Below are 12,559 nucleotides of genomic sequence, written 5' to 3'. Positions count from 1 at the left end.
TAAGCAAGACGGCATCGTGACAGGCTTTCTATCTCTCACACCTTTCACCCAAGAAGCCCTTAATTCTTTTATGGGTGTCAAAGGATATGAGAAGGTTATTGAAGGAGCAGACGCCATTCTACCATTCAAACCAGGAGAGCTTATAGATAGTCTGTTCCTAGACATTGGTGTGAGAAGAGGCCTAAACAAAGGCACAAAATACGGCATGCGGCTAGTTATGGGCGGCATTCAGGTACTCGAAGACTTCGCCAAACAAGGAAACATAGTTAAAAAGCTACTAGCTACCAGCAGCGTACCAGACGGTATTAACTTATGTAAAGGATTAGGTTTCAAAGAGATACCAACAGCACCCGGAAGCACACGCCACCACTTTGAGTTAGATTTAGAAACATCAGATAATCCGCTCTTAAAAGAGTATCAACAGATCATCAAGCAGCACAAGACAAAAAAATAGCCAAACAATATAAAAAAAGCTCTCGTAACTTACGGTTGCGAGAGCTTTTTTCTTAACCTTGCAACCTGCAATCATAAGGTGGCTGGAAATAGCAAGCCATTTTTTTGAAGTTAGCATCGTGCACTAAGTATAAATGTTATCAATGGACTTTTTGGTAAATTTGTTCTAATATTAAAAGAGATAGCTTGCATTTTTTGCTGTATCCAGTACAAAATAACCTCCATGAAAGAAAAGATTTACTTCTCTCTCTTATAAATCGTCTCTAAGGAGAGAGAACAGAGTTATTTTAGGGAGTGGTGTTGTGTTTTATAGAAGAAAAATTTTACTCGCACTAATAGAAGCCTTTGGTGGCACTCTTACAAAGACAGATTGCCAAAAGCTTTTATTCCTGTTTTGTCAGCGTAGAGGGAAAAATTATTATGATTTCTTTCCTCATAAATACGGCAATTTTAGCTTAATCTTAGCTCAAGACAAGAACAGGCTCGCAGACTTAGGTTTACTGACATCACACAGCGATTTTCAATTACAAGATTCTCAATCCTATTCTGATCAGTTAGAGGCAAAAGACCGTGCAGCACTACACGATCTAGTTACTGAAATCGGAAGTGTACGTGGAGAAAAACTTATACGTAAGGTTTACCTAGAAGAGCCTCAATATGCATCTCGTAGTCAAATTGCCAGGGAGGTCTTAAAAGACACTGAATATATGCAAGTGCAAGCTTCTTGGAATAAAGAACATATGCCTTGCTTATTTACTCTTGGATATGAAGGACTTTCAATAGATGCGTATTTAAACCTGCTTGTTTCCTATAACATTAATACATTAGTGGATGTCCGAAAAAATCCCCTTTCTATGAAGTATGGCTTTTCTAAAAAACGTCTTTCAGACTACACAAAATTAGCAGGGATTAATTACATCCACATCCCAGGGTTAGGTGTGCCTTCAAACTTGCGAAAGGAACTAAATAGCGAGAAAGCGTACAAAGATCTCTTTGAGTTCTATTCTGCTCACATTTTGCCTGATCGTACTGATGAGCTAGAGAAATTAAAAAGCATCATATCTGATCAAGGACGTGTTGCAATAACATGTTTTGAGGCTGATCATCATTTCTGTCACAGACATAAAGTTGCAGAATATTTAGAGCATGATCCTAGCTTTGATACGCAAATTGTCCATCTTTACAAATCATATTCAGATAATGCTAAAAATAAAATGCAAAACCTTCAGAATGGACTTTGGGAACAAAATGGATTATATTATTCTATATAGCATTTTGTTCCAGTTCTCCGGAGGTGCAGCTTGTATCTACCAGACGAAATACCTAATGCTCAAGTGCTGATTACGGTTAAGACATACCCATTACCATCAGATAGGTATGATGAGCTAGTATGTACTGCTGGATTTCTCCCAGATGGGAAATGGATACGCTTATACCCAATTCCATTTAGATCCTTGCCATATGACAATCAATATTCAAAATATCACTGGGTAACGCTGGATTTAATTCGGAACAAAAAAGACTTTCGCCCCGAGAGCTATAGACCTAAAGATCCTGACAAAATACAGGTCGGTTCAAAGATCGATACTGGTAAAAATAGGGATTGGTCAGAACGCAAAAAATATGTGTTAAATGAAGTATTCCACTCAATGAACGAAATTATCCAACTAGCTAAGGGAGAAGAAAGGAAATCTCTCGCAACGTTAAAGCCTTTAAAGGTTTTAGACCTTGTAATTGAAGAGCAAAAGGAACGAGACTGGAAGCCTAAATGGAAAGAGCAGCTTCGTCAATATAATCTATTTGATCTCGATGAACAAGGCCAAGGGAAAATTCGTAAAGTCATTCCTAAACTTCCATACAAATATTCTTATGTATTTACTTCTGAAGGTGATAAGACTCCTAGAAAGCTCATGATTGAAGATTGGGAACTAGGAGCACTCTACTGGAATTGTTTTCGCCGTTATGGAAGCGAAACAAAAGCAAACAAGCTCGTAAAGGAAAAATATTTTGATGAGTTCACAAGTAAAGACCTTTATTTGTTTTTAGGTACCACATTACAATACCAATTAGTTTCTTCAAGCCCTTTCTTAGTTGTCGGTGTTTTCTTCCCCCCGAAGCCGAAAAATGATGAGCCGAAAAACGTTAAGCAGAGTGATTTCAAGTCAGAGGGAGTCCAACAACAAACTCTATTTGACTTTTAGCACTCAAAAGAAAACACTAAAAATGCTGCCAATGCATACAAAACAATGCTACTACTATGTTGAGGTCTCAGATGACAGCTCTTAGCCAAAGATTTGAGGGAGTAACCAAAGCAATTTTGCATAGATTGCGTGAGCAATTTGGTTTTGTGTATATTGAAGGAAGTAAGAAATATCCAGCTAAAGACTCCGGTGTTATGAGGCAGATAGATGTCACTGCATACACAACAGAAAAGGAGCAAATTATTGTCGAATGTAAGCTCCATAAAAGTCCGATTGACATCAATTACATCGACGCTTTTTACACAGTCATTCATATAGATATAGGAGCTGATGGAGGCATCATTATTAGCTCTAGCGGTTTTACTGATGGTGCTATAAAATCCGCATCGGCGAAACGTATTAAACTAGCAACACTTAATTCAGGCGCGACAGAAGAACAGTACATGCTGCAACTAGACAACCTCATATGCATTAGCATATCTGAAACAAATGTAGGAACCGAGGAAGTAATTGCAATTTCAATTCCAGTAGATCCAGAAACAGAACAAATAAACGGCAAGCCATAGAACTCCGCAAACATATACCAGTACAACATGGTACAGCATTTAGTACAGCGACACCCACAAACTTCTACAAGAAACCGCCAGCACCCAGAAACGCCAGAGCCAGATTTTAAGCATCAGGAAGACGACAACAAACACCCACAAATAAGCCGAATAGATCCCGACCTTCGAAACCTCAAAAATGCGATATATTAAACAAACTCTTGTAAAGCTTCTATTAGATGAAGTAAAATAAGCAAACATTCTTACATCTTATTATGTCAATAATCAAGAAGAAAGCCTAAGTAATGCGTACACCTACTTATTGGTTAGATCTCTTTACTGAGGTAACCTGGCAGGAATTTCTTAATGCAGGAGGAGAAACTTCTGGCTTTCGTGAAAGTCGGTGGAGAACTGTTCAACAGATCAAACCAGGAGACTACCTCATTTGTTATTTAACACGCGTTTCTCGCCTGGTCGGCATTTTAGAGGTTGTTTCAGAAGCTTTTAAAGATAATACTCCTATCTGGGAAAAAGATGTCTTTCCCTGTCGTCTCAAGGTGAAGCCTGTTATTCACCTTACACCCGAGACAGGCGTACCAATTACGCATTTACGCGACCAGCTTACCATCTTTGAAAACCTCAATAGCCCTTTTGCTTGGACTGGACACGTACGCGGCTCTCCCACTAAATGGAAAACTTCAGACGGAGAAGTTATTGTCAATGCACTCAAAGAAGCTCAACAGAATCCTGTTATTCGCCCTTTAACAAAAAGCAGAGTAGAAGATCAACCAGCCGTACTCCCTGCAAAGATAGGGACAGTAACAGTACCAGGAGATGAAGAAACATCGGATGAGGTAACCAAACCCTCTAAAGAGCCGAGACTCCATACAGAAATCCAATGGCTTCTTCTAAAACTGGGAAATGATATGGGTCTTGATGTATGGGTAGCAAATAACGACCGAAGCCGAGAATTCAATGGACATAGGTTTTGTGATTTACCACCAGGGCTTCACTCCAGTAGACACCCTGCGCATCTATAAGTAGATAGCTCAAGCAAGATGTCTACTTATAGATGCGCAGCAACAAGTTGTGGCGTGAGACCCTGACCACGTATGAAAAAAGAGCTACCCCTCCAATTTGATGCAGCGACCAATCGAACCATTGAGCTAATTGACGTTCTATGGCTAACTGGTAATGCCATTATTGCAGCATTTGAAATTGAATGCACTACATCGATCTATTCAGGGCTACTACGAATGGCTGATCTGATTGCAATGCAACCAAATTTAAACATTCCACTTTACTTAGTAGCTCCAGATGAACGTCGAAACAAAGTCATTACCGAAGTTAATCGCCCAACATTTTCGCGTCTATCTCCACCAATGAAACAAATGTGTCGTTTTATTTCTATACCCACCCTACAGGACCGCATCAAACAAGTCTCCTCTGTTATACGATACTTAAAAGCGGAATTCTTGGAGGAGTTATCGGAATCATGTGAGATAGAAGGAGAATAATCCTTGACTATCAGGCAATTTCCAGATCAAAGTGAGAGCAAAACCGCTTAACAGGAGTTCAAATCCTCTCACCCCGACACTTATGAAGGCTCGAAGTAGAATCGATAAACCTGCTCTAGCCTTCTTAAACATATCAATGGCAAGCCATACAGTATAAATTCTGACATCTATTTTGACATCTTAGAGGTTAAGGTCATATACAGATGCCATACCGATTGTTGTGTAATGATGCGCCACAAGAAAACATGATGGAGGACAAATGAGTGATTATCACAACCTATATGCAAGCCAGCGATTTTCTTGAACGAGCACGAGCGGAACTTGAACGTAACGAGGTATTGAACGGTCTGCCGCTGGGTATCGCGCTGCGCCTGCAAAAATCCCCTGAGCGTATCGAGGTACCGCCCTATCTGGCAACGGTCGAAGACGAGGTGAAACTGATAGTGGCGGCAGTAATGACGCCCCCTTTCAGGCTGATCGTAACGAGCAATCAGTTCGATGCTTTCGGTGAGGCTCTGTCGCTGCTCATCCATAATCTGCGCGAACATGGGTGGCCAGTTCCTGGCGTGATAGGACCGTCTTCTCTCTCAGACCTCTTCGCCCAGACGTGGACCAGCCTGACCGGTGAAGCGTCTCACCTGCGAACACACCAGCGACTCTTTGAGTTGACGCAAGTAATCGCTCCACGACCCGGACTAGGCTCGCTACGCATCGCTACTCCAGCCGATACCGTGCTGGTAGTTCGCTGGATCAAAGCCTTTCAGGAGGAGGCATTGCATACGTCTATCAGTGATGAGGAGGCACTGGCCTGGGCTCGGACGCGCATCGGCAATAGTGAAGTCTATCTCTGGGTGCTGCCGGATGAAACCATCGTCTCACTGGTAGCCACATCGCGTCCCATCTCGCGTGTCATCAGCATCGGTCCCGTCTACACTCCTCCAGAACTGCGCGGTCATGGATACGCCTCACGCAGTGTTGCTGCTCTCAGCCAGCATTTACTTGACAGCGGTTGGGAACGTTGTAGCCTCTTTACCGATCTCTCCAATCCCACTTCCAATAGCATTTACCAGCAGGTAGGCTACCGACCCGTCTGCGACTTTAACGAATATGTCTTTTCGCACAAATAGTCTGCTTTACACAACATTAGAAATGGCGTCCATATACATTTGATTCACCACGAATGGACAAAAATAAAATGCCCTTCCGCTTAACAAGCCAATGGAACCGCATCAGAAGAGCGTCTAGTTTCTCGCTTCGTGGACTTCAACTCTCCCCGAACAAAAATATATAATGGAGCATTATATATTCCTATAATAGGGGCAGAATGTGCAAGACCTATCTCCCCCCATAATGAGAGGAAAATTGTTTTCCTTTTCGTAATGTGTTTGTAGAGGACCTAATAGACAGAAGGGCACCATTCATGAGTAGTAAACATAACATCTTACGACAAGAAGATTCCAAACCTATTGTGAATTTAATGGGCCAGAAAATAGTATTAGGACCGATACAGCGAAGTCTACTACCATATTATCAGAAGTGGATGAATGATCCTGAGGTTAATGAGTCACGTATTTATACCCTCAGACCTCTCACATGGGAAGCTACAGAGGCCTGGTATGAGCAAACAAGCAAAGAAAGCAACTTAGATGCAGTCTTTTTTACTATCTACGAACGCGTCGGTATGCGACCTATCGGAACAACAATGTTGTTTGATATTTCTTTTTTCAATCAATCTGCTGAATTTGCTATTAGCATAGGAGAGAAAGATTGTTGGAATAAAGGCTATGGCACCGAGAGCACTATACTAATGCTCAATTATGCTTTCCAAAACGTCTGTCTACATTCTGTGAGATTGCGAACGCTCAGTTTTAATGAGCGCGCTATTCGCGTTTATTTACGTGCTGGTTTTCAAATTGCGGGTAAATGGAGAGATGCCCATCCCTTTAAGGGACAAAAACATGATATCGTGTTGATGGATTGCCTCGTTAATGATTTTTTCAATAGATAAGAGCAAATCCTGAGCAATAAAAGTCCATAAGGTCATGCTGTAAACCGCCCACGAAGCCCAAAATCGCAAACAAATGAGAGCAAAAGTGAGAGCAAAACGGCTCAACACACATCGAAAAAGTTAGACAAGAATGGACAAAAATAACCCACTCTCAAGCTCAAAAAGGCCACGAACAGAGCTTCAAAGCCAGGCCAAAAACCCATCAAAGGGGGTTCAACTCTCCCTCATCAGGCATCCAGGGTGTATACCACTGCCCCTCCTATGCATCCTGTCATTACTACTATAAATTCGCCATTTTTGACACATAAACTCATCAGCTAATTGAGCTTGATTAGAATACATGTTCCCTTATTTGCTGACCCCAAGTATGACCTGGCCGGTGCGGGTAGCAGAATGGCCCTACGCAGTGATCTATTGAGAGATATGCGGCTGACCGGGGATCACTTGCATTACCCCTTGTGGGTCCGCATGCTGCGCGTTGCACGACACTCACAGCTTGGCTTGTCACGTTCACATAGCCCAACGTTGGGGTATCAACCAGTATCGGTATATGGATAACTTGTAAAGAATGGAGCGAAGCAAAAGGACGCGCAATGTGAGGGTATGCCTTGCAACAGAAAGATTTGTTAGGAAATCCACACCTGCACTGTGTGATCATCGCTCCCAGAGGCAATGCGCTTACCATCAGGCGACCAAGCCACTACTTCCACGCCATCGGCATGGCCTTTGTACGTGTAGGGTTGGCTGCCATCAGCAGCATTCCACACCTGTACTGTGTTATCCCAGCCCCCAGAGGCGATGCGCTTGCCATCAGGCGACCAGGCCACTGCATACACGCCACTTGCATACACGCCATGGAAATGGCCTTTGTAAATATAGGGTTGGTTGCCATCAGCAGCATTCCACACCTGTACTGTGTTATCTACTGTGTTACCCCAGCTCCCAGAGACAATGCGCTTGCCATCAGGCGACCAGGCCACTGATTCCACGACACTGGGATTGCCGTTGTAGGTATAGGGTTGGCTGCCATCAGCAGCATTCCACACCTGTACCGTGAAATCAAAGCCCCCAGAGGCGATGCGCTTGCCATCGGGCGACCAGGCCACTGCATACACGCCAAAACTGGAATGGCCTTTGTACGTGTAGGGTTGGCTGCCATCAGCAGCATTCCACACCTGCACTGCACCATCATCGCTCCCAGAGGCGATGCGCTTGCCATCAGGCGACCAAGCCACTGCACGCACGATAGCGGAATGGCCTTTGTACGTGTAGGGTTGGCTGCCATCAGCAGCATTCCACACCTGCACTGTACCATCATCGCTTCCAGAGGCAATGCGCTTGCCATCAGGCGACCAAGCCACTGCATACACGGTACCGGTATGACCTTTGTACGTGTAGGGTTGGCTGCCATCAGCAGCATTCCACACCTGCACTGTACCATCATCGCTCCCAGAGGCGATGCGCTTGCCATCAGGCGGCGACCAGGCCACTGCATACACGGTACCGGTATGGCCTTTGTACGTATAAAGGTGGGTTCCTATTGGAACTAGGTGGGTTCCTATTGGAGCTACATGAGTACTGGTTGGAATGACGTGCGTACTCGTCCACCACATGACACTCCCTCCTGCCCCCACCAGCACCACCAAGCCTGCTACGACACTGCGGCGTGAGAGACGTTGGGGAAAGGGCGAAGATGCCTTTGCCGTAACGTTCGTTCCATCAAGGAAGGTAAGAGATGACCTGGATGGAGAAGACACCGCAAATGCGGAAGGTTGCATGCCGGGAGCGTCCAATGGTGCTGGAAGCTCTTCCTGATTTTTCGGCTTCGCTCTCTCCTCAGCGTGGGGTGGCGATTGTGTTGTTGGCCGTCTTAGCGGTGGTGGTGGCGTTATAGATGGAGGCTCGATCGTACTTGCCTGCTCCAAAGCGGTGACGAAGGAGCCGATCGAGGCAAAACGATCTTCGGGCTTCTTCGCAAGCACTGTGAAAATAACCCGCTCCACGGCTGGTGGAAGCGAGGGAAGTTGCTCGACAAGCGAAGAGGGCGGAGCGATGCTCTGCTTCATGGCAATCTCGGTAAATGAACCACGAAAAGGATGCTCTCCACAGAGCCACCCATAGATGACGATACCAAGAGAATACTGGTCACTGGCGGGACGAGGATGAGCTTCGATTTGTTCAGGAGCCATGTAGGCAATGGTGCCGGCTATATCTTTGGTACTCTGGGAGCGCGAACTCTGTGCGATCAAGGCAAGGCCGAAATCGCTGAGCAGGAGGTCGCCATTGCGACCGATGAGCATGTTTTCGGGCTTGATATCCCGGTGAATAAACTTCTGATCATGTGCATACTGAAGCGCTTGTCCGATCTGTTTGACGTACTGCACCACCGTCGAGAGTGGCAGACGAGTGCCTTTAGGATGACGTGTACGCAGCGTCCCACCAGGAGCATAGTCCATAATCAAATAGGGGGTACGATCGTCGATTCCAAAGTCCAGGATACGGACAATATTGGGATGGATCAGGTTGGCAAGCATGCGTCCCTCTTGCTGGAACTGAGCGATGTCGCTCTGGGCAACGTGGGTATGGAGGAGCTTGATGGCCGCTTGTGAGCTTAAATAGAGATGTTCGCCCAGATAGACTTCCGCGAAGCCGCCTTCTCCTAAGAGACGGACCAGTCGATAGTTGCCAATCTGTTGCCCAACACGATCTCTCATCTGGTCGATCTCCTTAGAGTATCCGAATAGAGTCCATGCGATGGAGGGAGCAATCATTTGGAGTATAACATAACTCAAGTAGTAAGACTAGTATTGTAGTATATTACATGATCGCTTCCTTTAGAGAGATCTAGACGGTCGCTATTTGCTTGCTCTGTTTATCATGGGGTCAGCGCATCTAAACCTTAGCGTACAGTTTTCAGGTTTGGATGCGCTGACCCCATAAAGCCTATAAGCGCTTACACCAGTATAGCTAGTACAGCATTTAGTACAGCGACACCCACAAATTTACGTAAGTGAACACCAATATACACAAACAACAAAGCCAGATTTCAAGCACCAGGAAGGCGACAACAAACACCCACAAATAAACTGAATAGATCCCGGCCATTGGCATCAATGGCAAGCTATAGAACATGTTCCCCTTTAATAGTTGATCAAAGCATAACCATCTATTGCAATGATTATCCTTCTCACTTTAACCTACGCCTGTTTACCAAACAGCGGACTAGGCGGGAGGATGCACTACGAGCATCCTATGCACCTCTCTCTACTGAGAGATGTTCACTCGTGAGATGATTCCAGGAACATCTCTGGGGGATCCCAGAAGCTCAACTGGACGGGAGGCCCAGCATCCTGGATCCTCTGCTGATTCTGCTGTTTCCACGCTTCATGCCGCGTCATGAGGAGCGCCTTGACCTCCGAGGTCGAGCGACATGCCGCCAGTTTCCGATCCCCCCAGCGTCCCGCGAGCGTCTGTGCGGCTTTGCGGTCGGCCTGGTCTGCGTAACCACAGACCAGGCACTTGAAGGTTTTCTGGTTCGGCCGATTAGCGCGATCGACATAATGGCAGCGGGGGCATTCCTGAGAGGAATAGGCGGCTCGGACCGTGTGGGCTGCCATGCCCTGTTTGGCGGCGGCCCAGGCCAGCTGCTCTGGGATATGCCCCAGGTGAGAAGCATACAGATAACTGTTCATCACCCTTGCTTTGAAGCGCATCGAGGCCACATTGAGGTCCTCATAAATGAGTCTGGCATCTCGATGATCTTTGACCAACGCATTGACCGCCCGGTTGATCTCTTGCTTGACGTGACGGCTCAAGCGTTGCGACGTTTCAGAACTTGTCGAAGGAAGCTTGCCCTTTGGGACGCCTTTCTTTTCCAGACAGGCTCGCAGTTTCGCCTTGCGGCGACGCTTTTCCCGATCGTGCTTGTGCTGTCGGGCCATCTTGCCATGAAAACTGCCATACGCTTTATTGGTGGAGGTCGTGAGGAAATGGGCAATGCCCACATCGACGCCTACTGTAGGGGCGTCAGGCTTGGTTTGAAGAGGAACGTCCTCGTCAAAGGAGAGCGTCAGCCACCAGACTCCATTGCGCTTGTGAAGTGTTGTGGATGCATTGAGCGTGCGGCCTTCGAGTGCTCGTTTGTGATAGGAGGCGAGTTTGACTGGGACTCGAAGCGGATTCCCGACATCTAAGGTGGACACGCGCAGCCAGTAGTCGAACGTGGAGTCCTCCGACTTCTCGAGCACCACCACGTTGACATTGGCTTGGATGACTGGCACACGCAGCACAGGGAGATCCCATTCGGTCCAGGTCGGTTCGCGGCGTTTGAAGGCGGACATCCGGCCTTCCGCCTGAGCCTTGGCCTGAGCGTAATCAGCCACATCTTCCAGGTACGCCTGATAGGCGTTCGCTCGATTGGTGCGAACGCTTTTGGCAATGCCTGCGGCTTGCTGTATTGCCACTCGATGCAAGCGGTCGGAAAGATCGGTTTTGAAGACGGTTTCTTGGTACTTGTCCGGGCTTGTCTCGGCCTCGCAAAACAGGGTGGTGTACTGTTGGCACAGCGGCAAGTAAACCGCCACAAGCTGATCGAGCGCCTCAAGTTTGCCAGGATTGGCCTCAATGAGACGGATATGGGTCACCGCTCGAGTGATGGTCTGCTTCGTCTTCTTTTTGCGCTTGCGCTTTTTTTTCTCATCAAGCGAGGCTTTTTGGGGCTTCTTGCTCACGGGCGGGTCCATTCTGCTGCAAAGCCGCTAGCACTTGTTCCGTCTTGCGTTTGGCTCGTCTGCGACCATAAAGACGAGCGCAAAACGAGGGAATGATGCTGATAAAATCGCCCATGAGATCATCTTCGGCGGTATCAGCGGTGTTGACGATGACCAGTTTCCGTCCTTGCATAGCCAACAAGGTCTGAATATAGGCCACGCCAAAGCGAGAAGCGCGATCTTTGTGTTCAACCACGATCTGCCCGATTTTGGGATCTGCCAGCAGCGCCAGAAACTTGGGCCGCTGATCGTTGATGCCACTGCCGCACTCTTTGACGACTTTGCTGACCGACCAGCCTTGGGCATTGCACCAGGTCACCAGCCGCTCGGCTTGCCTTTCCAGGTTGTCTTTGTTTTCGCTGCTTGAAACACGAGCATACACAGCGACGACGTGGACCGGAACCGAGCGAAGCTCTGGCGGATCAATGATCACGGTGCCGGTGGGCAATTGATAGCCGGGAATCTGGCCGCGTTTCCACATACGCCAGGCGCTGTTATAACTGATCCCAATCTTCTTGGCATAACTCGATAACTTCATACATCCAAGTATACTCTATCTGCTTGAGATATGCAAGAGATGATGATACTTTGTGATGGTTGCTTATACAAAATGGATACCTCGCGCTTCATATTTTGTGGATAAAAATGTGGATAAAACAAAAGGTAGATAGGTCATTTGTGGTTAAATATAATAATGAAAATCACTAAAGCGGCAAAGAAGACCTCGCTAACGCCCTCAACATGATTAACAATCTCAAGGCGACATTTTCAGTAACAAATAAAAAGAGTCGGGACTTCTCCCGACTCTCCGACCTGCAGTTAGTGGGGGTTATTGTGACTCCCGCAGTAATTGATGAGATTATATCGTAGAAGAATTAATTCCAGATGAGTCTCTCATAGACCGATATCATTCTGCTTGCTAATATGGTCTTCCCAGTCGCGGCCTCCCTGGGCTTCGCTCTCATCTGCTTTATTAAGTCGAAACTACCAAAGAACCAGCAAGCCAAGAGTAGAGGACATTGTGAACACGTTATAGCGGCTGTCAAGCAGGCACGACCCGCCCTGG

11 protein-coding genes are annotated in these 12,559 nt (G+C 46.4%); 8 read left to right on the top strand and 3 right to left on the bottom strand.

The features are described 5' to 3' along the window. Positions 1-16: 16 nt before the first annotated feature. The 8 genes from KRAC_RS23385 (at position 17) to KRAC_RS23355 (ending at position 6,724) form a co-directional block, all read left to right on the top strand. Positions 17-454, top strand: coding sequence for a hypothetical protein (locus tag KRAC_RS23385; protein ID WP_157506989.1), 438 nt, complete (start codon positions 17-19; stop codon positions 452-454). Between the two features lie 301 nt (positions 455-755). Further along, the gene (locus tag KRAC_RS23380) at positions 756-1,724 is read left to right on the top strand and encodes a DUF488 domain-containing protein (RefSeq protein ID WP_007911367.1); all 969 of its coding nucleotides are present in this window, start codon (positions 756-758) and stop codon (positions 1,722-1,724) included. Positions 1,725-1,754: 30 nt separating this feature from the next. Further along, entirely contained in the window at positions 1,755-2,654 is a 900-nt protein-coding gene (locus KRAC_RS23375) for a hypothetical protein (RefSeq protein WP_007911366.1), read from the top strand. A 71-nt stretch (positions 2,655-2,725) separates the two neighbouring features. Continuing rightward, positions 2,726-3,220 (top strand): restriction endonuclease, encoded by a 495-nt coding sequence (locus KRAC_RS23370; protein ID WP_007911365.1) that lies wholly within the window; start codon positions 2,726-2,728, stop codon positions 3,218-3,220. Between the two features lie 284 nt (positions 3,221-3,504). Then, entirely contained in the window at positions 3,505-4,239 is a 735-nt protein-coding gene (locus tag KRAC_RS23365) for an EVE domain-containing protein (protein ID WP_007911364.1), read from the top strand. Positions 4,240-4,311: 72 nt separating this feature from the next. Next, positions 4,312-4,716 carry a hypothetical protein gene (locus KRAC_RS71570; RefSeq protein WP_157506986.1) on the top strand — a complete coding sequence of 135 codons (405 nt, stop codon included), beginning with the start codon at positions 4,312-4,314 and terminating at the stop codon, positions 4,714-4,716. 263 nt (positions 4,717-4,979) lie between these two features. After that, positions 4,980-5,843, top strand: a complete 864-nt coding sequence (locus KRAC_RS23360) for a GNAT family N-acetyltransferase (RefSeq protein ID WP_007911363.1) — start codon at positions 4,980-4,982, stop codon at positions 5,841-5,843. Positions 5,844-6,136: 293 nt separating this feature from the next. Continuing rightward, positions 6,137-6,724 carry a GNAT family N-acetyltransferase gene (locus tag KRAC_RS23355; RefSeq protein ID WP_007911362.1) on the top strand — a complete coding sequence of 196 codons (588 nt, stop codon included), beginning with the start codon at positions 6,137-6,139 and terminating at the stop codon, positions 6,722-6,724. A gap of 626 nt (positions 6,725-7,350) precedes the next feature. On the opposite strand, the gene KRAC_RS23350 is transcribed toward KRAC_RS23355, so the two are convergent. The 3 genes from KRAC_RS23350 to KRAC_RS23340 all read right to left on the bottom strand — a co-directional run bounded on the left by KRAC_RS23350 (position 7,351) and on the right by KRAC_RS23340 (position 12,031). After that, on the bottom strand, positions 7,351-9,438 hold the full coding sequence (locus KRAC_RS23350) for a serine/threonine-protein kinase (protein WP_007911361.1): 2,088 nt from the start codon (positions 9,436-9,438) through the stop codon (positions 7,351-7,353). Positions 9,439-10,002: 564 nt separating this feature from the next. After that, positions 10,003-11,454 (bottom strand): RNA-guided endonuclease TnpB family protein, encoded by a 1,452-nt coding sequence (locus tag KRAC_RS23345; RefSeq protein ID WP_040441717.1) that lies wholly within the window; start codon positions 11,452-11,454, stop codon positions 10,003-10,005. Continuing rightward, positions 11,423-12,031 (bottom strand): IS607 family transposase, encoded by a 609-nt coding sequence (locus KRAC_RS23340; RefSeq protein WP_007911359.1) that lies wholly within the window; start codon positions 12,029-12,031, stop codon positions 11,423-11,425. The genes KRAC_RS23345 and KRAC_RS23340 overlap by 32 nt, the downstream gene beginning before the upstream one ends. Positions 12,032-12,559: the final 528 nt, after the last annotated feature.

The sequence above is a fragment of the Ktedonobacter racemifer DSM 44963 genome (genome assembly GCF_000178855.1).
Taxonomy (GTDB): domain Bacteria; phylum Chloroflexota; class Ktedonobacteria; order Ktedonobacterales; family Ktedonobacteraceae; genus Ktedonobacter; species Ktedonobacter racemifer.
Note: the sequence above shows the minus strand (reverse complement) of the source record. Positions and strands in the feature narration are given on the sequence as shown.

What these genes read in the sequence shown, in the direction of transcription:
- KRAC_RS23370 (WP_007911365.1), top strand. Translation starts at nt 2,726, where the DNA reads ATGACAGCTCTTAGCCAAAGATTTGAGGGAGTAACCAAAGCAATTTTG.
- KRAC_RS71570 (WP_157506986.1), top strand. Translation starts at nt 4,312, where the DNA reads ATGAAAAAAGAGCTACCCCTCCAATTTGATGCAGCGACCAATCGAACC.
- KRAC_RS23340 (WP_007911359.1), bottom strand. Translation starts at nt 12,031, where the DNA reads ATGAAGTTATCGAGTTATGCCAAGAAGATTGGGATCAGTTATAACAGC.
- KRAC_RS23350 (WP_007911361.1), bottom strand. Translation starts at nt 9,438, where the DNA reads ATGAGAGATCGTGTTGGGCAACAGATTGGCAACTATCGACTGGTCCGT.
- KRAC_RS23355 (WP_007911362.1), top strand. Translation starts at nt 6,137, where the DNA reads ATGAGTAGTAAACATAACATCTTACGACAAGAAGATTCCAAACCTATT.
- KRAC_RS23365 (WP_007911364.1), top strand. Translation starts at nt 3,505, where the DNA reads ATGCGTACACCTACTTATTGGTTAGATCTCTTTACTGAGGTAACCTGG.